20 protein-coding genes are annotated in these 19901 nt (G+C 48.0%); 7 read left to right on the top strand and 13 right to left on the bottom strand.

The window, feature by feature from the left end; translation table 11 throughout:
- The first annotated feature begins 36 nt into the window (after positions 1-36).
- The 6 genes from NQ565_RS06275 (at position 37) to dnaG (ending at position 7663) form a co-directional block, all read left to right on the top strand.
- The gene (locus tag NQ565_RS06275; protein ID WP_005658101.1) at positions 37-996 is read left to right on the top strand and encodes a tetratricopeptide repeat protein; all 960 of its coding nucleotides are present in this window, start codon (positions 37-39) and stop codon (positions 994-996) included.
- A gap of 302 nt (positions 997-1298) precedes the next feature.
- Positions 1299-2147 carry a prephenate dehydratase gene (locus NQ565_RS06270; RefSeq protein WP_005658105.1) on the top strand — a complete coding sequence of 283 codons (849 nt, stop codon included), beginning with the start codon at positions 1299-1301 and terminating at the stop codon, positions 2145-2147.
- Positions 2122-3303, top strand: a complete 1182-nt coding sequence (locus tag NQ565_RS06265) for a pyridoxal phosphate-dependent aminotransferase (RefSeq protein ID WP_005658107.1) — start codon at positions 2122-2124, stop codon at positions 3301-3303. The genes NQ565_RS06270 and NQ565_RS06265 overlap by 26 nt, the downstream gene beginning before the upstream one ends.
- Before the next feature lie 210 nt (positions 3304-3513).
- Positions 3514-4581 carry a bifunctional 3-deoxy-7-phosphoheptulonate synthase/chorismate mutase type II gene (locus NQ565_RS06260; RefSeq protein WP_005658109.1) on the top strand — a complete coding sequence of 356 codons (1068 nt, stop codon included), beginning with the start codon at positions 3514-3516 and terminating at the stop codon, positions 4579-4581.
- Positions 4582-4666: 85 nt separating this feature from the next.
- Entirely contained in the window at positions 4667-5440 is a 774-nt protein-coding gene (locus NQ565_RS06255; RefSeq protein WP_005658111.1) for a prephenate dehydrogenase, read from the top strand.
- Positions 5441-5569: 129 nt separating this feature from the next.
- Positions 5570-7663: a DNA primase gene (gene dnaG / locus NQ565_RS06250; protein WP_005658113.1), complete on the top strand. Its 2094-nt coding sequence runs from the start codon at positions 5570-5572 to the stop codon at positions 7661-7663.
- A gap of 2 nt (positions 7664-7665) precedes the next feature.
- On the opposite strand, the gene folE is transcribed toward dnaG, so the two are convergent.
- The 13 genes from folE to NQ565_RS06185 form a co-directional block, all read right to left on the bottom strand.
- Positions 7666-8253, bottom strand: coding sequence for a GTP cyclohydrolase I FolE (gene folE, locus NQ565_RS06245; protein WP_005658114.1), 588 nt, complete (start codon positions 8251-8253; stop codon positions 7666-7668).
- Between the two features lie 33 nt (positions 8254-8286).
- The gene (locus NQ565_RS06240) at positions 8287-8745 is read right to left on the bottom strand and encodes an SPOR domain-containing protein (RefSeq protein ID WP_005658116.1); all 459 of its coding nucleotides are present in this window, start codon (positions 8743-8745) and stop codon (positions 8287-8289) included.
- Positions 8746-8841: 96 nt separating this feature from the next.
- Positions 8842-9597: a triose-phosphate isomerase gene (gene tpiA / locus NQ565_RS06235; protein ID WP_005658117.1), complete on the bottom strand. Its 756-nt coding sequence runs from the start codon at positions 9595-9597 to the stop codon at positions 8842-8844.
- A gap of 46 nt (positions 9598-9643) precedes the next feature.
- Positions 9644-10975 (bottom strand): BT_3928 family protein, encoded by a 1332-nt coding sequence (locus NQ565_RS06230; RefSeq protein ID WP_005658119.1) that lies wholly within the window; start codon positions 10973-10975, stop codon positions 9644-9646.
- On the bottom strand, positions 10965-11507 hold the full coding sequence (locus tag NQ565_RS06225) for a DUF1599 domain-containing protein (protein WP_005658120.1): 543 nt from the start codon (positions 11505-11507) through the stop codon (positions 10965-10967). Before NQ565_RS06225 ends, NQ565_RS06230 begins: the two co-directional genes overlap by 11 nt.
- A 121-nt stretch (positions 11508-11628) precedes the next feature.
- Positions 11629-12498, bottom strand: coding sequence for a peptidoglycan DD-metalloendopeptidase family protein (locus NQ565_RS06220; protein ID WP_005658121.1), 870 nt, complete (start codon positions 12496-12498; stop codon positions 11629-11631).
- A 269-nt stretch (positions 12499-12767) separates the two neighbouring features.
- A complete protein-coding gene (gene recG / locus NQ565_RS06215; protein WP_005658123.1) occupies positions 12768-14864 on the bottom strand; it encodes an ATP-dependent DNA helicase RecG in 2097 nt (698 codons plus the stop codon).
- Positions 14852-15523 carry a 2-C-methyl-D-erythritol 4-phosphate cytidylyltransferase gene (locus NQ565_RS06210; RefSeq protein ID WP_005658124.1) on the bottom strand — a complete coding sequence of 224 codons (672 nt, stop codon included), beginning with the start codon at positions 15521-15523 and terminating at the stop codon, positions 14852-14854. Before NQ565_RS06210 ends, recG begins: the two co-directional genes overlap by 13 nt.
- 31 nt (positions 15524-15554) lie before the next feature.
- Positions 15555-16100: a DJ-1 family glyoxalase III gene (locus tag NQ565_RS06205; RefSeq protein WP_005658126.1), complete on the bottom strand. Its 546-nt coding sequence runs from the start codon at positions 16098-16100 to the stop codon at positions 15555-15557.
- Positions 16101-16114: 14 nt separating this feature from the next.
- Complete coding sequence (locus NQ565_RS06200) at positions 16115-16927, bottom strand: cell envelope integrity protein TolA (RefSeq protein ID WP_005658128.1); 813 nt, start codon at positions 16925-16927, stop codon at positions 16115-16117.
- A gap of 40 nt (positions 16928-16967) precedes the next feature.
- A complete protein-coding gene (locus tag NQ565_RS06195; RefSeq protein WP_005658129.1) occupies positions 16968-17342 on the bottom strand; it encodes an ExbD/TolR family protein in 375 nt (124 codons plus the stop codon).
- A 69-nt stretch (positions 17343-17411) separates the two neighbouring features.
- The gene (locus NQ565_RS06190) at positions 17412-18128 is read right to left on the bottom strand and encodes a MotA/TolQ/ExbB proton channel family protein (RefSeq protein ID WP_005658130.1); all 717 of its coding nucleotides are present in this window, start codon (positions 18126-18128) and stop codon (positions 17412-17414) included.
- Positions 18128-18841, bottom strand: a complete 714-nt coding sequence (locus NQ565_RS06185; protein WP_005658132.1) for a pyridoxine 5'-phosphate synthase — start codon at positions 18839-18841, stop codon at positions 18128-18130. Before NQ565_RS06185 ends, NQ565_RS06190 begins: the two co-directional genes overlap by 1 nt.
- Before the next feature lie 103 nt (positions 18842-18944).
- Between NQ565_RS06185 and NQ565_RS06180 the strand changes: the two genes are divergently transcribed.
- On the top strand, positions 18945-19814 hold the full coding sequence (locus NQ565_RS06180) for an NAD kinase (protein WP_005658133.1): 870 nt from the start codon (positions 18945-18947) through the stop codon (positions 19812-19814).
- Positions 19815-19901 lie beyond the last annotated feature (87 nt).

Genomic DNA, 19901 nt, shown 5'->3' with positions numbered 1-19901 from the left:
ACCTATTAAAAACATAACTAAAACAACATCGTAATCATGGGATTCTTTAAATCGTTCTTCTCCGGCAAGCCGGCAAATCCGGAAGAGGAAAAACAGAAAAACAATCAGAAGAACTTCGAGATATTCAAGTACGACGGTATGCGTGCCCAACGTATGGGACGCGCTGACTATGCCATCAAATGTTTCACCGAAGCCCTTGCGCTACAAGAAGATTTCGAGACAATGGGCTACCTGGCACAAGTATATATCCAGTCCAACGAACTGGATGAAGCCCGCAAGCTTTTGGAAAGAATGATCCGAACAGAACCGGAGCATACCTCTACTTTACTCACCCTTGCCAACGTCTGCTACATGCAGGAGGACTATGCCGCCATGGCGGAAGCCGCCCAAAAAGCCATTGCCGTTGAAGAAGGCAATGCCATGGCGCACTATCTGCTGGGAAAAGCCGACAACGGCCAGAACGACGGCATCATGTGCATCGCCCACCTCACAAAAGCCATCGTACTCAAGGACGACTTCACCGAAGCCCGTCTGCTGCGTGCCGAGGCTCTGACAAAGATGCAGCAGTACAAAGAGGCCATGGAAGACATCGACGCCATACTCGCCCAAGACCCGGACGATGAAAACGCCATACTGCTCCGCGGAAAGATAAAGGAAGCGACCGGTGCAGAAGCCGAAGCAGAAGCCGACTATCTTCATATAACGGAACTGAATCCGTTCAACGAACAGGCATTCCTCTACTTGGGACAGTTGTACATCGTCCAGAAAAAGCTGACCGAAGCCATCGCTTTGTTTGATGAAGCTATCGAGCTGAATCCCGACTTTGCCCAAGCATACCACGAACGCGGCCGCGCCAAACTGCTGAACGGCGACAAGGAAGGCTCCATGGAAGACATGAAACGCGGATTGGAGCTTAACCCGAAAGAGTTGCAGGATTTCAACGGACAATACGGCAATCTGCCGGGCAACAATACGACAAATGTATTAGGATTATAAAACATTATCTATAAAATGATGCAATTATCAAAAAAAACATTGGTTTTTATTTGCATCTAAAAGAAAAGTGTTACATTTGCCACATAATTCAAAACGAAAAGCAAGAATGAAATCATTTACTTATGCATATTACTTCTTTTTTTACTTTTACTTTAGCCGGAAAGTAGAGCGGGAGTTTGTATGTATCAAGTGACAGTGATGCTTAAGAACAGAATAGAGAACTAAGTAATATATAAAGTCCCGCTCCAGTGTATGGAAGCGGGATTTTTTTGTAGCATAAATCAAGAAAAAGAGAGTCAGGAATGAAGAAGGTAGCCATTCAAGGAACATTAGGTTCGTATCACGACATTGCCGCACACAAGTACTTCGAAGGAGAAGAAATACAGCTTATCTGCTGCGCCAGCTTCGAGGACGTATTTGCTGCTGTCAAACAGGACAGTCAGACCATAGGCATGCTGGCAATAGAAAATACGATTGCAGGAAGCTTGCTGCACAACAATGAACTCCTGCGCCAAAGCGGCACACAGATTGTAGGCGAATACAAATTGCGCATCTCGCATAGCTTTGTTTGCCTGCCCGACGAGGATTGGGACGACATCACGGAAGTAAACTCCCACCCCATCGCCCTGATGCAGTGCCGTGAGTTCCTCGGACAGCATCCCCGCATCAAGGTAGTGGAAGGCGAGGACACCGCTCTCAGTGCGGAAATCATCAGGAAAGAAAACCTGAGAGGACATGCCGCCATTTGTTCCAAAGCCGCCGCCGAACGTTACGGCATGAAGGTGTTGCAGGAAGGTATCGAAACCAACAAACACAACTTCACCCGCTTTCTGGTTGTGGCAGACCCCTGGCAAGTGGACGAGCTGAGCCGCCACCGCAACAAGGAAGTGAACAAGGCAAGCATGGTATTCACGTTGCCGCATACCGAGGGAAGCCTTTCGCAAGTATTGTCCATCCTGTCTTTCTACCGCATCAACCTGACAAAGATACAGTCACTGCCCATCATCGGGCGCGAATGGGAATATCAATTCTATGTAGACGTAGTTTTCGACAATGTGCTGAAGTATAAACAATCTATCGTGGCTATCACCCCACTGACCAAAGAACTTAAAATATTGGGAGAATATGAAGACGGAAAATCAACTATCTAAAATAAAGCCGGCCGACCGGCTGGCAAGCGTAAGCGAATACTATTTCTCTAAAAAGCTGAAAGAAGTGGCACAGATGAACGCCGAAGGCAAGGATGTAATCAGCCTGGGCATCGGCAGTCCCGACATGCCTCCTTCGGAGAGTACCATACAGACGCTTTGCGATGCGGCCCGCAACCCCGACGGACATGGCTACCAGCCCTATGTGGGTATTCCCGAACTGCGCCGCAGCTTTGCCGGCTGGTATAAAAAATGGTATGGCGTAGAGCTGGACCCGAATACAGAAATACAGCCGCTCATCGGCTCCAAGGAAGGTATCCTGCACGTTACGCTGGCTTTCGTCAACCCGGGCGAACAGGTGTTGGTTCCCAATCCCGGCTATCCCACCTATACTTCATTGAGCAGGATACTGGGTGCAGAGGTCGTAAACTATAACCTGAAAGAGGAGAACGGCTGGATGCCCGACTTCGACGAGCTGGAGAAGATGGATATGAGCCGCGTAAAACTGATGTGGACCAACTACCCCAATATGCCGACAGGAGCGAACGCCACACCGGAACTGTACCGAAAACTGGTGGACTTTGCACGCCGCAAGGACATTGTCATCGTCAACGACAACCCGTACAGCTTTATTCTGAACGAACACCCTATCAGTATTCTCAGCATTCCGGGTGCGAAAGAGTGCTGCATCGAATTCAACTCCATGAGCAAGAGCCACAACATGCCGGGCTGGCGTATCGGTATGCTCGCCTCTAATGCAGACTTTGTACAATGGATACTGAAAGTGAAGAGCAACATAGACAGCGGTATGTTCCGTGCCATGCAACTTGCCGCAGCCAATGCCCTGGAAGCCGGTGAGGAATGGTACGAAGGCAATAACAAGAACTACCGCAACCGCCGCCAACTGGCAGGAGAGATTATGCGTGAGCTGGGATGTACTTACGACGAGAACCAGGTAGGCATGTTCCTTTGGGGAAAGATACCCGACAGTTGCGCCGATGTAGAGAAACTGACCGAACGGGTATTGCACGAAGCGCACGTATTCATCACTCCGGGATTCATCTTCGGCAGCAACGGAAAGAGATATATCCGCATCTCGCTTTGCTGCAAGGACGACAAACTGGCGGAAGCGTTGAAACGCATCAAAGGAATGAGATAAATCATTACAGAAAAACAGCTTATTAATAAAACCGATTCATCCGCTTAATAAATCTCTTCAAGATTTTACTATAATTCTTGAAAAATTATAGTAAAATTCTACTCGAATTTATTAATAGCCTGAAAACCCGCTATAGGAAAGGGATGCAGAAGCGAGAGTAACGGTTTAGAAATATTTATACAACCGAATATAATTAAACAAATAAAGAATATGGAACTTGAATTAGAATCAATCTTGTTGCCGGGTATCGAGGAGAAGCGTCCTCTGGTTATTGCCGGTCCATGCAGTGCAGAGACGGAAGAACAAGTTATGGACACCGCCAAGCAATTGGCTGCCAAAGGTATGAAGATATTCCGCGCAGGCATCTGGAAACCCCGTACCAAACCGGGCGGTTTCGAGGGTGTAGGCGTAGAAGGGCTTGCCTGGCTTAAAGAGGTGAAGAAAGAAACAGGCATGTATGTATCCACCGAAGTGGCCACAGCCAAGCATGTATACGAATGCCTGAAAGCCGGAATAGATATACTCTGGGTGGGTGCCCGCACTACCGCCAATCCTTTTGCCGTACAGGAAATAGCAGATGCCCTGAAAGGCGTGGATATCCCGGTCTTGGTAAAGAACCCCGTAAATCCGGATCTGGAATTATGGATAGGTGCCATGGAGCGCATCAATAATGCCGGATTGAAACGCCTGGGAGCCATTCACCGCGGTTTCAGCAGCTACGACAAGAAGCTCTACCGCAACCTGCCGCAATGGCATATTCCCATCGAACTGCGTCGCCGCATTCCAAACCTGCCCATCATCTGCGACCCCAGTCATATCGGCGGAAAACGCGAGTTGGTTGCCCCGCTTTGCCAGCAGGCTATGGACCTGGGCTTCAATGGTCTGATTGTGGAAAGCCATTGCAACCCGGACTGCGCATGGAGCGATGCCGCCCAACAGGTTACGCCGGATGTATTGGACTACATTCTCAACCTGCTCGTTATCCGCAAGGAGACACAAAGCACCGAAAACCTCAGCGAATTGCGCAAGCAGATTGACGAATGCGACAATAACCTTATCCAGGAACTGGCCAAAAGGATGCGTATAGCCCGTGAAATCGGCACCTACAAAAAGGAACACGATATGACGATTCTACAAACGGGACGCTATAACGAGATTCTCGAAAAACGCGGCTCGCAGGGTTCGCTCTGCGGCATGGATTCCGAGTTTATCAAGAAAGTGTTTGAAGCGATACACGAGGAGAGTGTGAGACAACAAATGGAAATAATCAATAAGTGATAATTTCGTAGATTGAGGGTAGAAGCAAATAGTAAGTGGATTGTAGTTTTGACATACCTTCGGTTTTTATAACAGTCAGAAAATTATGCGAATATTAATACTCGGAGCCGGCAAAATGGGCTCCTTCTTCACAGATATTTTAAGTTTTCAACACGAGACGGCCGTGTTCGACGTCAATCCGCACCAACTGCGTTTCGTCTATAACACCTACCGTTTCACCACGCTGGAAGAAATCAAGGAATTTGAACCGGAACTGGTGATCAATGCCGCTACGGTAAAATATACTCTGGAAGCTTTCCGGCAGGTGTTGCCTGTGCTTCCCAAAGACTGCATCATCAGCGACATCGCTTCGGTAAAGACCGGACTGAAAAAATTCTACGAAGAAAGCGGTTTCCGTTATGTGTCGACACATCCTATGTTCGGCCCTACTTTTGCCAGTCTGAGCAACTTGAATACAGAAAATGCCATCATCATCAGCGAGGGTGACCATTTGGGCAAAATCTTCTTTAAAGATTTATACCAGACCATGAAGCTCAATATCTTTGAGTACACCTTCGACGAGCATGATGAAACGGTGGCCTACTCCTTGTCCATTCCGTTTGTTTCGACTTTCGTGTTTGCAGCAGTCATGAAGCATCAGGAAGCTCCGGGAACTACATTCAAGAAACACATGGCCATTGCCAAAGGCCTGTTGAGCGAGGACGATTATCTGTTACAGGAGATTCTGTTCAATCCCCGCACCCCCTCACAAGTAGAGAATATACGTCTGGAACTGAAACAACTACTGGAGATTATCACCAACAAAGATGCGGAAGGAATGAAGAAGTATCTGACGAAGATCAGAGAAAAAATTAAGTAATTAGTGATTAGGGGTTAGTGATTAGCGATTAGTACCATGCGGCATAATAGCGCAGCCTGCTAATCGCTAATCACTAACCCCTATTTTTTTTGCAGAGGCTGATTTTATGTGTAACTTTGTGCTCGAATCATGATAGACCAACCCACCATAGACAGAATTCTGGATGCGGCACAAATCGTTGATGTCGTGTCAGACTTCGTCACGCTGCGGAAACGCGGAGTGAACTATGTAGGTCTGTGCCCGTTCCACGACGATAAGACCCCGTCGTTCTACGTATCGCCAGCCAAGGGACTGTGCAAATGCTTTGCCTGCGGCAAGGGCGGCAATGTAGTGCACTTTATCATGGAGCACGAACAGATGTCCTATCCTGAGGCACTGAAATACCTTGCCAAGAAATACGGCATCGAGGTCAAGGAACGGGAGCTGTCCAACGAGGAAAAGCTCGTTCAGAGCGAGCGAGAAAGCCTTTTCATCGTCAACCAGTTTGCCCGCGACTATTTCCAGAATATCCTGCATAACCATGTAGACGGACGCAGCATCGGTATGGCTTATTTCCGTAACCGCGGATTCCGGGATGACATCATCGAAAAATTCCAGTTGGGATACTGTACCGAAAGCCATAATGCCATGGCGGAAGAAGCCTTGAAGAAAGGATATAAGAAAGAATTTCTCGTCAAGACCGGACTCTGCTACGAAACGGACGATCACCAACTGCGCGACCGTTTTTGGGGACGCGTAATCTTTCCCGTACATACCTTATCGGGTAAAGTGGTGGCTTTCGGCGGCCGTGTACTTGCCAGTGCCACAAAAGGAGTCAAGGTGAAGTATGTCAACTCTCCCGAATCGGCAATCTATCATAAAAGCAACGAACTGTACGGTATCTATTTCGCTAAGCAGGCTATTGTGAAGCAAGACCGTTGCTTCCTGGTGGAAGGCTATACGGACGTCATATCCATGCACCAGTCCGGTATAGAAAATGTGGTGGCCTCTTCGGGCACTGCGCTGACACCGGGGCAAATTCGTCTGATTCACCGCTTCACCAACAACATGACCGTATTGTACGACGGGGATGCAGCCGGTATCAAGGCTTCTATCCGGGGTATCGACATGCTGCTGGAAGAAGGCATGAACATTAAAGTGTGCCTCCTGCCCGACGGAGACGACCCGGACTCTTTTGCCCGCAAACATAACTCGACAGAGTTCCAGCAATTCATACAGGAGCATGAAACAGACTTTATCCGTTTCAAAACCAACCTGCTGCTGGAAGATGCGGGCAAAGACCCGATTAAACGTGCCGAACTAATCGGTAATCTTGTACAAAGCATCTCGGTCATCCCCGAAGCGATTGTGCGCGATGTGTACATCAAAGAGTGCGCCCAGCTATTGCGGGTGGAAGACAAACTGTTGGTTTCCGAAGTTGCCAAACGGCGTGAGATGCAGGCTGAAAAGCGTGCCGAACAGGCAGAACGGGAACGTAGAAACGCCGGCAGACAGGCAGAAAGCACACAGAATGTAACAGGCGCCGAAAGTTCGACTCCCGCTGCCCCGACAACGGCAGACGCAACCCCAACTGCCGCCGGAGAAGTTCCCGGACACAATGCAGATGCACCGTTCCCGCCGGAAGACAGCTATATATCCTTTATTCCGCAAGAAGGAAAAGAAGGACAGGAATTCTATAAATACGAACGGCTGATTCTTCAAATGATTGTGCGCTATGGCGAAAAAGTGATGTGCAATGTAACCAATGAAGAAGGGCAGGAAATACCGGTGAGCGTAATTGAATATGTCGTCAGCGACCTGAAGCAAGACGAGTTGTCATTCCACAACCCGCTGCACCGCCAAATACTGACCGAAGCCGCCGCGCATATCCATGACGCCGGATTTACAGCCGAACGTTATTTTCTGGCTTATCCGGACCCTGCCATCAGCAAACTGAGCGTAGAACTTATCAGCAACCGTTACCAGCTGAGCAAATACCATTCAAAAAGCCAGAAGATAGTAACCGATGAAGAACGTCTTTACGAGCTGGTTCCGGCATTAATGATAAACTTCAAGTATGCCATTGTCAGCGAAGAGCTAAAGCACATGATGTCTGCCCTGCAAGACCCTGCCATCGCCAACGACGAAGAGAAATGCAACGCCATCATGAAACGCTACAGCGAAATGCGCGAAGTGCAGAGTATTATGGCAAAACGGTTGGGAGACCGGGTGGTGCTCCCCTGACATTAAGAAGTGTGGCGGATGAGGTTCATAAACTCTTCACGCGTCTTGGCCTGATTGAAAGCCCCCGTAAAGTCGGAAGTGGTGGTTATTGAATTCTGCTTCTCCACGCCACGCATCTGCATGCACATGTGTTTCGCCTCTACCACGACCATCACGCCTAAAGGATTCAACGTTTCCTGAATACACTCCTTTATTTGGAGCGTCATACGTTCCTGTACTTGCAAGCGGTGAGAGAAGATATCCACCACACGGGCAATCTTGCTCAAACCTGTAATGTAGCCGTTGGGAATATAAGCCACGTGCGCCTTGCCGTAGAAAGGCAGCATATGGTGTTCACAGAGAGAAAAGAAATCAATGTCTTTCACAATCACCATCTGATTATAATCTTCCTTGAACTTGGCGGAGCGGAGTACTTCGTGCGGGTCCATAGAGTACCCCTTAGTCAGTGCCAGCATGGCTTTGGCTACCCGTTCCGGTGTTTTCAGCAACCCTTCACGCTCAGGGTCTTCACCTAACAAAGTCAATATATGATGATAATGTTCTTTCAGTTCGTCCAATGAAGGAGATACGATTTCTTCTTTTCCTAACATGAGAAAGTGAGGGGGATAATTATGAGTTATGAATTAAAGGGGGATATTTATCTGATCTTTCACGATAGACACTTCCTTGAAAGCACCGGTGGCACGCAGTTGGCGCATCATGGCATCCGCTTCCTCAATGCTGCGGAAGTCGCCTGCACGGCACAACCAGCGGGGCGGGTTGAAAGATGTATAAACGGGAAGGTCAGGAAAACGCTCTTTTATATTGGAAGCCACCGAATAGGCTTCATTCTTGGCCTGACGGGTGTTATTACCGGCATATACCTGTACGCGATAGCCCGAACTTTTAATCACTTTCCGGTCGTCCGAACCGGTAGGGATATACTCCGAACCTATCAGTGCCCCGATACGGACATCCTGATGAATGGACACTTTACCCTGCCCCGGCACATTACGTTCCAGACTCTTTACGATGTTATTCTGCGCCACAGATATAGCGGCAAAGGCAAAACATGCAATTAAAAGCAAACCGAGTTTCTTCATAAAAGAGTGTTTTATACAGTTTTAAAAACAAGCTTTAAACATGAAGAGTCGGAAGTTGGCCTTCCTTTGGATACGGCAACTTCCGGCTCTCTGTTATTAATTAAAAGCGTCGATGATACCCTTGAAGTCAGCAACCTTCAAAGCAGCACCACCAATCAGGCCACCGTCTACATCAGGATTTGCAAACAGTTCCTTTGCATTGGAAGGCTTGCAGCTACCACCGTAAAGGATAGAGCAGTTTTCAGCGATTTCCTTGCCATACTTCTCGGCAACGGCAGAACGGATGAAAGCATGGATTTCCTGTGCCTGTGCCGGAGTAGCAGTCTTGCCTGTACCGATGGCCCAAACCGGTTCGTAAGCCAGGATAATCTTGGAGAAATCTTCGGCAGACAGAGAGAATACAGATGCCAACTGAGCGGCAACCACTTCATTCTGCTTGTTAGCTTCACGTTCTTCCAGCACTTCACCGATACAGAAAATCGGAGTCAGACCGTTGGCCAAAGCCAATTTTACTTTTTCTTCCAGGATTTCCACTGTTTCACCGTAGTAAGCACGACGTTCCGAGTGACCGAGGATTACATACTTGGCACCGGTAGAAGCAACCATAGCGGCTGATACCTCACCTGTATATGCACCAGATTCCTTATCTGCACAGTTTTCTGCACCTACACCGATTTTGGCAGCATCTACCAGCGGAGTAACAGATGCCAGGTGAATAAACGGAGTACAGATGATTACATCACAATTAGGCTTTTCGTTAGCCAACGCTTCATTCAGTTCTTTTGCAAGAGCAATACCCTCCTGAAGGGTTTTGTTCATTTTCCAGTTTCCTGCAACAATGTTTTTTCTCATTTTGTTTTAATTATTAAAAGGGTTAATATATCTGCTATTCAAAGATTTACAATTTGTCATTTTCCCGATTGTCCGAGGATTGGGCGGCTTGCTGCTCCCTGCTTTTTCTTTCTCTCCGCTTGATTATCAGAATATCAATGCCGACAACCAGCGTCAAAGGTACGATAAACCACAATAATACGTAGCCAATGGTGTGCAATTTATTTTCCTGTTTCTGCTGTCCCAACTTTAATTTATCCAGACTATCGTTCAGTACATATTCATCGGGAAGTTGGTTATCGCTCCATTTATTCAGGATTGTACCGTCTTTTATCAGCAGCAGGCCGGGATTGGAACGGATAATCGTTTTCAGGGTAATATCATCCATCTGGCAGAACGGGTATTCCGCACCGGTTCTTTCACGCCACATCTCAATTTCTTCATCCGGCGAGGAAGTCAGCGCATAAAAACCGTAGCCGTGCTCCACACTGTAATCATAGATTTCATTGATAAGGTCGATATTGCTATCGTCCGCTTCCTCTATCCGGTGGGCTACCAATAAAAAGGTATATCCTTTGTCGGTCAGTACACTGTCGGTTATATCTTCACCCGTGCCCAGGCTTATCATGGAGAAATCATGAATGGGTGGTTCATAGCCTTTTTCTTTCAAAACGGTACGCGTTTCGACAAAAGTCCATGTGCTGTCCGGATAATTATCCAATGTAAACTCCTGTTGCCTGCCGTCTTTCTCCAATACAAAGCGGCTCTCGAATACACTCGGTTTCGCACCTTCGGGAATCTCCATGCCCGCCTTTATATCCGCTCCGATCTTATAAGGGCGGAAGTCCAGTACCGGCAGATATTCCAAGCAATAAAAAGAAAGTGCAAAGACAAACAAAAGCGTGTATAAGGACACCATCCATTCTATCTTCAGCGTAACGAAGCGGAACATGAGTTTCCGCTCCCGGAATACCGCTATCGCCGCAATCAGCAATACGATATTCTTCCCGAATGTCTGCCAGTTCGTCAACACCCAGGCATCGCCAAAGCATCCGCAATCGGATACGGGATTTGCCAAAGCAAGATACAAGGTCAACGGAGTCATTACGCTCATCAGGAGAAGCGCCAAGGTCGACGCAATCTTCCGGCGTACACCGAAAAAGAGGAAAACTCCTACACAGAACTCTGCAGATGACAGAATGATGGCAAAAAGTAACGGCAGGTATGTAGGAAACCATGAAATTATGCCGAATGCCGCCAGATAATCCTGAATCTTATAAAATGAACCGAGCGGATCGACAGCCTTCACAAATCCGGAGAAGATAAACAACGTTGCCAGCAAAAAACGGCAGGTATTTACCCAGACGAGCTTTATAATATGTTTTTTCTCAGTCTCCAAACTCTATCTTTATCAAACCAAATACGGAATAATTAATCATGTCCATATAGTTGGCATCGACACCTTCCGAAACCAGTGTCTGGCCGGACAGACTTTCAATTTGCTTTGTACGGTATATCTTCATCAATATCAAGTCCGTATACGAACTGATACGCATACTGCGCCAAGCCTCATCGTAATCGTGGTTCTTGGCAAGCATCAATTCCAGCGACTCTTTCGCATATTTATCATACAGGACCATTGCCTCTTCGTTCGTCATATCCGCAGATTCGGCATATCCCAACTCCAGTTGTATCAAACCGATAATACCGTAGTTGACAATCGCAATGAACTCCGAACGGATACCTTCGTCCACCAAAGTCACGCCTTTAGTCTCAATGCTCCGAATACGATTGGCCTTAATGAATATCTGGTCGGTTACGGAAGCCGGACGAAGAATGCGCCATGCAGGACCGTAATCATGAAGTTTCTTGGAGAACAGGTCACGGCAAATGGCGATGACATGCTCAAATTGTTGCTTGGTATCTTTCATATCCTTACAAATAGGCTGCAAATTTAGGAATAATTAAAGAGAAAAGAAAAGAGGGCACTCTAAATTATATTAAAGTGCCCTCTCCTATAGAGATTGTTTACGTTTAGAGAGTATTTCCGTTTTATGAGCAACGCAATACCTGTCCCGGGCGGAGAATTGTTCTCCGGGTAATGCGGTTCAGCTTACAAAGCTTGTCGATGCTTGTACCCTGACGGGATGCAATCTTGGATAAGGTATCGCCTTTCTTCACCTTATAGAACAGACCTTCACCCGATGCCATACTGCGAGCCGTACCGGAAGTGCCTTTGGTCTTACGGAACGTATAAGAATCGGCAACAATATCCTGCTTTTCAAAATCGAACATCAATGCAGGGTTAATAGGAATTCCCAGGAAACGAGTTTCAAAGTGGAGGTGAGAGCCGGTAGAACGTCCGGTATTACCGCCCAGTGCAATAGGTTCACCGGCCTTTACCAACTGGTTTATATCAACCAATTGCTTGGACAAATGCCCATAGACCGTTTCCAAACCGTTATCATGACGGATAACGACATATTTACCATATCCGCGACGGCCCTGATTCTTAACGATACGTACCTTACCGTCAAACGCGGCACGAATTGTATCGCCTACATATACTTTAATATCCAAACCGTAATGCGCTCTTCTTCTGCGAGGGCGATAGCCGAATACGTCAGTGATACGGGTATGTTCAGTAGGCATGCAAAAGCCTTTCAAATCAAAAGTATAACTTTCCGGCACGATAGCATTGCCATAAGCCTGCACAAATTCATTGTTCCAGCTCGGATACAAATCCAACCCCGGATACAAAGACTGTTCCGCACGGATTTGTTTCTGCAAAGCCAATGAATCTACGCTTTTAAGTTTTCTGTCAATGGGAGCTTGGCGGGCAATCAGGTCCTGCGAGAAAGAGTTCAGGCTGACCATTGCCGTTGCTGCTAATAAAGCCGTTCTAATCCAATTAAAATTCATTCCGTTTCGTCATTCATTTCGGTATCCGCAGAGCATATCCGGTGAATCAACCGCACCCTGTTTTACGCGAATATCCAGATTATTTTCAAAAATTCTTCCAAAGGTAACATTTCTCTCTGAAAAGGCGTTTGTGTCGTTAACTATTTTTTTGAAGCCACAAAAGTAAAAGCCACGAATAATAGCTAATAAATAACTAACAACAAGCCAATTACATCACAAACATGTTTAACAACATAAACACACAAATAAAGCGTATGTTTAACCGTTTTTCAGCTTATGGCCGCCCAATTAACGTTTGCCTTTCGCAAGGATTTCAACTGTCGCCACAATATTTCATTTTCAGGAAGGGAACCATTCGGGTCCTTATCGACAATGGTCTGGGCTACTTCACGGACATATTGCAGAAGTTGTCCGTCGCGGGCTATATCCGCTATTTTCAAATCAAAAGCAATGCCGCTTTGCTGGGTTCCTTCCAAATCACCCGGCCCGCGAAGTTTCAAATCAGCTTCGGCTATCTCGAAACCATCGTTCGTGCGTACCATAATCTCCAGACGTTTCCGGGTATCTTCCGCCAATTTATAACCGGTCACCAGAATACAATAAGACTGGTCGGCTCCGCGCCCTACACGACCACGGAGCTGATGAAGCTGGGAAAGTCCGAAACGTTCGGCATTCTCTATTATCATCACGGAAGCGTTAGGTACATTCACACCGACTTCAATAACCGTGGTGGCAACCATTATCTGCGCCTCGCCGGAAACGAACAACTGCATTTGCGCATCCTTTTCGGCAGGTTTCATTTTCCCGTGCACCTTGCAAACCCTACAATCGGGAAACTCCTCACAGATATGCAGATAGCCTTCTTCCAGGTTCTTGAGGTCAATCTTTTCGCTCTCCTTGATTAAAGGATAAACGATATAAACCTGACGTCCTTCGTCAATCTGTTTGCGCACGGAACGATACAGGCTTACGCGATGGCTGTCGAACTGATGAATGGTGGCAATCGGCTTTCTTCCCGGCGGAAGCTCATCAATGACCGATACATCCAGATCGCCATAAAGCGTCATTGCCAGAGTCCGCGGTATGGGAGTCGCGGTCATGACCAAAATATGAGGCGGCTGTACGCTTTTTGTCCACAAACGGGCACGCTGGGCCACGCCGAAACGGTGCTGCTCGTCAATGACAACCAGTCCCAATGATGCAAAGTTCACGGTATCTTCAATGACGGCGTGCGTACCGATAAGTATCTGTACATCTCCTGTCAGCAGGCCGGAAAGAATGGTCTCCCTCCGTTTGCCTTTGATTGAACCGGTCAACAGTTCAACCCGTACATCCATTCCGTACAATAGTTCACGAATCGTTTCGTAATGTTGGTTTGCCAATATTTCGGTAGGCGCCATCATACATGCCTGATAACCGTTATCAAGCGCAATCAGCATACTCATCAACGCAACCAATGTCTTTCCGCTCCCCACATCTCCCTGCAAAAGACGGTTCATCTGCCTGCCTGCACCCAAGTCCCGGCGTATCTCCTTCAACACGCGTTTCTGAGCGTTCGTCAACTCAAAAGGAAGATTGCGGGAATAAAAGCCGTTGAATATATCCCCCACTTTCTCAAAAACATACCCCCAGTATTTGCGCTGCCTGTCTTTGGCATAACGCAGTATGTTCAACTGGACATAGAACAGTTCCTCGAATTTCAGGCGGTACTCCGCTTTTCGCAGCACATCCGGACCGGATGGGAAATGGATATTCATCAAAGCATCCGTCAGCGGCATCAGATGGTGCTCTGCCAGCAGGGCGGGAGAAAGCGTTTCGGGCAGAGGTTCGTTCAACTGCCCGACGAGGCTTTTCATCATCTTCTCGATGGCGTGCGAGTTGAGCGAGCTTCGCTTCATCTTCTCCGTCGTATTGTAATAGGGCTGCAACCCCATGGCAGAGAGCTTCAGTTCGGAAGCCGGGTCTATGTCCGGATGCGCAATGTTTATCCTGCCGTTAAACACCGTAGGTTTGCCAAATACGATATATTCCTGATGAACCTTGTACTTTCCTATCAGATATTTGATGCCTTGAAACCAAATCAGGTCGACTATCCCCGTACCGTCCGAAAAGTGAGCTATCAGCCGCCGTTGCCGTCCTTCACCCGCCGTTTCAAAGCCTAAGATTTCACCTTTCAACTGGATATAAGGCATCGCACCGTCTATTTCACGGATGCGATAGATGCGGCTGCGGTCTACGTATTTATAAGGAAAATAATACAATAAATCATGGAAAGAAAAGATGCCCAATTCCTTATTGAGCACCGAAGCACGCTGCGGCCCGACGCCCGACAGATATTTTATGTCACGCGTAGTTAAATCGAACATGAGTCCAAAAGGGCGGCAGCTATTTTCAAATCAAAAGGAGTGGTTATCTTTATGTTTTCCCGGTTACCTTCCGTCAGATAAACGGGCTTGCCCAATGCCTCGACCACCGAGGCATCATCCGTAAAATGCGAAGTATAAGGCTGCTCATAAGCCTGTTTCAGCAAATCCGCATCAAACACCTGCGGAGTCTGTACCAGCTTGTATGCGTCGCGGCTGACAGTTTCACTTCCTTCGCCAACCAAATGACGCACCGTCTCCACCACATCCGTCACAGGAATCACCGCCTGCTTCCCGGCAGCCAGGGAGTAACAACGGGCTATAACCTCCTGAGCCACAAAAGGGCGTACCCCGTCATGCACTCCGACCAAACCCGGTGTTGTAACAAATGCCAGTCCGTTCTTCACCGAATGGAAGCGTGTTTCTCCGCCGTCTGCGATTTGATGAGGGATTGAAAAACCATGTTTCCGGCACAACTCATTCCAGTAAGCCTGCTGGTTGCATGGAAGCACCAATATTATCCGTATCTCCGGGCTATACGCATAAAAGGCCTCTATGGTACGCATCAATACAGGTTTTCCCCCTATCGGAAGAAATTGTTTGGGAAGTTCGCATCCCATGCGCAAACCTTTACCGCCGGCTACAATCAGAACATACTTCATTGGATTCACACAGCCTCTTCATTATTTACAATCAGACAATCATCGCCTCTTTCAATTCGGCAACTTTATCCTTGCCCTGCAGCAATTCTACCACCGCCAAAGCAAACTCCATGGCAGCGCCCGGACCTTTTCCTGTAATGACATTGCCGTCTTTTTCCACCATCGCTCCAGTGCAGTCGGCACCCTCCAGATATTGTTCAAAACCCGGATAGCAAGTAGCTTTCTTACCTTTCAACAGTCCCAGTTTGCCGAGCACCATAGGAGCGGCGCAAATGGCTGCAATCGGTTTGTTTTCTTCGGCAAAGCGTAAAATCAGTCTACGCAAGTCATCGCACTTCTCCAAAGTGGCCGCACCCGGCATACCGCCCGGAAGCAATATCAAATCAGCGTCGAAAAAGTCACAGTTCACGATATTCTTGTCACAAAGCACCGGTACGCCATGAGCGCCCTTCACAATCTCGTCAGGAGTAACCGTAATCATTTCCACATTCAACCCCGCACGTCTCATTACATCGACCGAAGTGAAAGCCTCTATTTCTTCAAAACCGTCTGCAAAAAACACATAAACTGTACCCATAATAGTTTCTCCTCTTATTTTAGATTAAAATAATATGTAATCGTTCCCGTCTGGTTACTCAATCCGCTTACCGTATTGAACCTCGCTTTCTTCGCCGCGTCTTCGGCAGCTTTCCGCAAGGCGGGGTTTACGGTATTCGTCTGGCGGTTGATGCTGGTGCCGATAACCTGCCCGGCTGGATTTACGGTAATGGTAACCACCACTTTTCCCTCATCCTGCACATTATATACGGGACGCGGCAATCCGCCCTCGCCTATGGAGCGTCCGCCAAGGTTAAAGGTCCCGTATCCGCCGGTCCCGGCAGTTGCCCCTTCCGAAGAGTTTCCCGTAGGACTCCCCTGCACACCGGTTCCTTCCGTAGCACCTTTGCTGCCCATTTGCGCACCTTTGCCGAAAGCTCCCGCTACACGTTTGCGGGCAGCTTCTTCGGCTGCCTTCCGTTCACGCTCCGCTTTTTCCGCAGCCAGCTTACGCGCCTCTTCGGCTTTCTCGGCAGCGCTCTTTTCGGGTTTCTTCACCTCTTTCTTCTTTTCTTCCACCTTAGGCTTTATGGCAACGGTTTCTTCATCTTCCTGCGTCAGCATCTCCTGCTCCGCCTCTTCCGGCATTTCCGGAGCGGCCTCTTCCGGCATCGTCTCCACTTCAACCAAAGAAGGGTCGGCAGCCCCCCACGCATCGGGTGTTTCTCCCATCATCACGGGCACACCGCCTTCCTCCGACTGTTCGGGCAAGGTAAATCCCACCAGTATCAAAAGGGCAATGACAACAACGTGCACCAACAGCGCACCTGCCAATCCTATATATTTTCCTTTCTTCTTCCGATTCACCGTTCCGATTTACGATTTAGCTATTTACGGTTAACACCGTTTACTTATTCTCAGGCGGGCGTGTAGCCAGCACCATTTTGAAATGATTTTCATTAGCGATATTCAGCACCTTCACAATTTCCCGATAGGGGACGGACTCATCGGCATACAATGCCACATACATTTCGGGCTCTTTCGCTGCGCACGATTGCAGAAAAGGAGTCAGCTCGTCCAAAGCCAGCGCCTGTTCCTTATCATTACCGAAAGCGGCGTAATAGTTCAAGTCCTTATCAATGATAACCCTTGTCAGCGGCTTGGCAGATGTCTGCTGTTTTCCCTGCGGAAGCAATACCTTGATTGCATTCGGTGATACTACCGTAGAAGTAATCATAAAGAAAATCAACAGCAGGAATATAACATCCGTCATGGACGCCATACTGAAATTGGGTGATATTTTTGCTCTACGTTGTAACACGGTCGTTGTTTCTGATTTATGAATTATGATTTATTTGGCAGGCTCGTTCAGCAAGTCCATGAAAGCCATTGTCTTGGCTTCCATTTTATTTACCACACCGTCCACCAGCGTCACCAGGTAATTGTAGGCGAACATGGCGATGATGCCCACAATCAGACCGCCTACCGTAGTAATCATAGCCTCGTATATACCGCCGGAAAGCAGGGTGATGTCGATATTATTACCGGCATTCGCCATTTCAAAGAAAGCACGCACCATACCGGTCACCGTACCCAGGAAACCAATCATCGGAGCGCCGCCCGAAATGGTAGCCATGATGGTCAGCCCCTTTTCCAGTTTCGCCACTTCGATGTTGCCGACATTCTCTATGGCTGCCTGCACATCATTCACCGGGCGTCCCAACCGGCTGATACCTTTCTCTATCATCCGTGCCGAAGGCGTATCCACACTGCGGCAATAGGCAATGGCGGCCTTAATCTCACCACCCAGAATATAATCCTTGATCTTATCCATAAACATAGGGTCTTCCTTGCCCGCCTTACGGATAACGTAATTGCGCTCGAACAGAATATAGAAGCACACTACGGAGAGTACTCCGAGCACTACCATAATCCAACCACCCTTGACAGCCATGCTCCACAGATTCATTTCATCGGGAGCGGCAATGGGAGTAAGTACCGGATTGGCGCCGGCAACAGAATCGGCCAACGCCGGAGCCACTTGGGCCAATAACAACATAAGATTCATCAGCGGAGACAGTTTTTATATTCCTGAATGGTACGTTCCAATCCCAGATACAAAGCATCGCTAATCAGCGCATGACCGATAGAGACCTCATCCAGCCAGGGTATGTTTTTATAGAAATAATTCAGATTTTCCAGACTCAGGTCATGGCCTGCATTCAGTCCCAGTCCCAGGCTGCGTGCCGTTCTGGCTGCTTCCACAAAAGGAGCTACCGCAGCTTCCGGATTTTTAGGGAATGCCGTAGCATAGGGCTCGGTATAGAGTTCCACCCGGTCGGCACCGGCTTTGGCGGCATACTCTATCATCTCTGCATCGGTAGACACGAATACCGACGTACGGATACCGGCGGTATTGAACGCTTCCAGCACTTCGGTCAGAAACTCCAGATTGGCTTTCGTGTCCCAGCCGGAGTTGGAAGTCAACTGAGTGGGGCTATCCGGAACCAACGTTACCTGATGCGGTTTCACTTTCAGTACCAAGTCGATAAATTCGGGTGCGGGATATCCCTCTATATTAAACTCCGTGCGCAACAGCGGACGCAGGTCGTAAACATCGCTCTTACGGATATGTCTTTCATCGGGACGCGGATGCACCGTTATACCGTCGGCTCCAAAACTCTCGCAATCCAACGCCACTTTTACAACATTAGGCACATTTCCTCCACGTGCGTTACGCAATGTCGCTACTTTATTAATATTTACACTTAATCTAGTCATAATTCGGCTTATAGTTTGGGGCAAAAGTACAAATAATAGCAATATGTTGGCAGCATTCTGAGAAAAAAACTATTTTTGCATCTTACAAAAACAGAAAACAATTATGAAATTTGCCATATTCGGAAATACCTACCAGGCGAAAAAGTCATCGCATGCCGAAAATCTTTTCCGCCTGCTGGCTCAGCATCAGGCACAACTCTGTGTCTGCCGCGAGTTCTATAATTTCCTGACTTCCGACCTACACCTCAACATTCCGCCCGCCGAATTGTTCGACGGTGACGACTTCCGCGCCGATATGGTTATCAGCATCGGCGGTGACGGCACGTTTTTGAAAGCCGCCAGCCGTGTAGGCAAGAAAAACATTCCTATTCTGGGCATCAATACGGGACGCCTCGGCTTTCTGGCCGACATATCGCCCGAAGAAATGGAAGAAACGATTGACGAAATCTACAACAACCACTATAAAGTAGAGGAACGCAGCGTATTACAGTTGAAGTGCGATGATGAAAAACTGATGGAATATCCGTACGCCCTCAATGAAATAGCCGTACTGAAACGTGACAGTTCGTCCATGATAAGCATCCATACCGCCATCAACGGAGCACACCTCACCACTTATCAGGCCGACGGACTGGTCATTGCCACCCCTACCGGTTCCACCGCCTATTCGCTAAGTGTGGGCGGCCCGGTCATCGTATCTCACAGCAAGACCATCGCCATCACCCCCGTTGCCCCTCACAGCCTGAATGTACGTCCCATTGTCATCTGCGACGACTGGGAAATCACGCTCGATGTGGAAAGCCGCAGCCACAACTTCCTCGTAGCCGTCGACGGACGAAGCGAATCGTGCAAGGAGACTACGCGGCTCACTATTTCACGTGCGGACTATTCCATAAAGGTAGTGAAACGATTCAATCACATCTTTTTCGATACGTTGCGGAATAAGATGATGTGGGGAGCAGATGTGAGATAACTCCCACGAGGGTATGTCCAAAGATAGTAAAAACGCAAAAGCCCCGCGACTTTCCCTTTCCGGCAAAAGTCAGCGAGGCTTTACTTA

Source organism: Bacteroides stercoris ATCC 43183 (genome assembly GCF_025147325.1).
In the GTDB taxonomy this organism is placed as follows: Bacteria; Bacteroidota; Bacteroidia; order Bacteroidales; family Bacteroidaceae; genus Bacteroides; species Bacteroides stercoris.
Note: the sequence above shows the minus strand (reverse complement) of the source record. Positions and strands in the feature narration are given on the sequence as shown.

What these genes read in the sequence shown, in the direction of transcription:
- NQ565_RS06225 (WP_005658120.1), bottom strand. Translation starts at nt 11,507, where the DNA reads ATGAAAGATACCAAGCAACAATTTGAGCATGTCATCGCCATTTGCCGT.
- NQ565_RS06210 (WP_005658124.1), bottom strand. Translation starts at nt 15,523, where the DNA reads ATGAAGTATGTTCTGATTGTAGCCGGCGGTAAAGGTTTGCGCATGGGA.
- NQ565_RS06205 (WP_005658126.1), bottom strand. Translation starts at nt 16,100, where the DNA reads ATGGGTACAGTTTATGTGTTTTTTGCAGACGGTTTTGAAGAAATAGAG.
- tpiA (WP_005658117.1), bottom strand. Translation starts at nt 9,597, where the DNA reads ATGAGAAAAAACATTGTTGCAGGAAACTGGAAAATGAACAAAACCCTT.
- NQ565_RS06185 (WP_005658132.1), bottom strand. Translation starts at nt 18,841, where the DNA reads ATGACTAGATTAAGTGTAAATATTAATAAAGTAGCGACATTGCGTAAC.
- NQ565_RS06195 (WP_005658129.1), bottom strand. Translation starts at nt 17,342, where the DNA reads ATGGCGTCCATGACGGATGTTATATTCCTGCTGTTGATTTTCTTTATG.
- NQ565_RS06190 (WP_005658130.1), bottom strand. Translation starts at nt 18,128, where the DNA reads ATGAATCTTATGTTGTTATTGGCCCAAGTGGCTCCGGCGTTGGCCGAT.
- NQ565_RS06255 (WP_005658111.1), top strand. Translation starts at nt 4,667, where the DNA reads ATGCGAATATTAATACTCGGAGCCGGCAAAATGGGCTCCTTCTTCACA.
- NQ565_RS06260 (WP_005658109.1), top strand. Translation starts at nt 3,514, where the DNA reads ATGGAACTTGAATTAGAATCAATCTTGTTGCCGGGTATCGAGGAGAAG.
- recG (WP_005658123.1), bottom strand. Translation starts at nt 14,864, where the DNA reads ATGTTCGATTTAACTACGCGTGACATAAAATATCTGTCGGGCGTCGGG.
- NQ565_RS06270 (WP_005658105.1), top strand. Translation starts at nt 1,299, where the DNA reads ATGAAGAAGGTAGCCATTCAAGGAACATTAGGTTCGTATCACGACATT.
- NQ565_RS06265 (WP_005658107.1), top strand. Translation starts at nt 2,122, where the DNA reads ATGAAGACGGAAAATCAACTATCTAAAATAAAGCCGGCCGACCGGCTG.
- folE (WP_005658114.1), bottom strand. Translation starts at nt 8,253, where the DNA reads ATGTTAGGAAAAGAAGAAATCGTATCTCCTTCATTGGACGAACTGAAA.
- NQ565_RS06220 (WP_005658121.1), bottom strand. Translation starts at nt 12,498, where the DNA reads ATGAATTTTAATTGGATTAGAACGGCTTTATTAGCAGCAACGGCAATG.
- dnaG (WP_005658113.1), top strand. Translation starts at nt 5,570, where the DNA reads ATGATAGACCAACCCACCATAGACAGAATTCTGGATGCGGCACAAATC.
- NQ565_RS06240 (WP_005658116.1), bottom strand. Translation starts at nt 8,745, where the DNA reads ATGAAGAAACTCGGTTTGCTTTTAATTGCATGTTTTGCCTTTGCCGCT.
- NQ565_RS06180 (WP_005658133.1), top strand. Translation starts at nt 18,945, where the DNA reads ATGAAATTTGCCATATTCGGAAATACCTACCAGGCGAAAAAGTCATCG.
- NQ565_RS06275 (WP_005658101.1), top strand. Translation starts at nt 37, where the DNA reads ATGGGATTCTTTAAATCGTTCTTCTCCGGCAAGCCGGCAAATCCGGAA.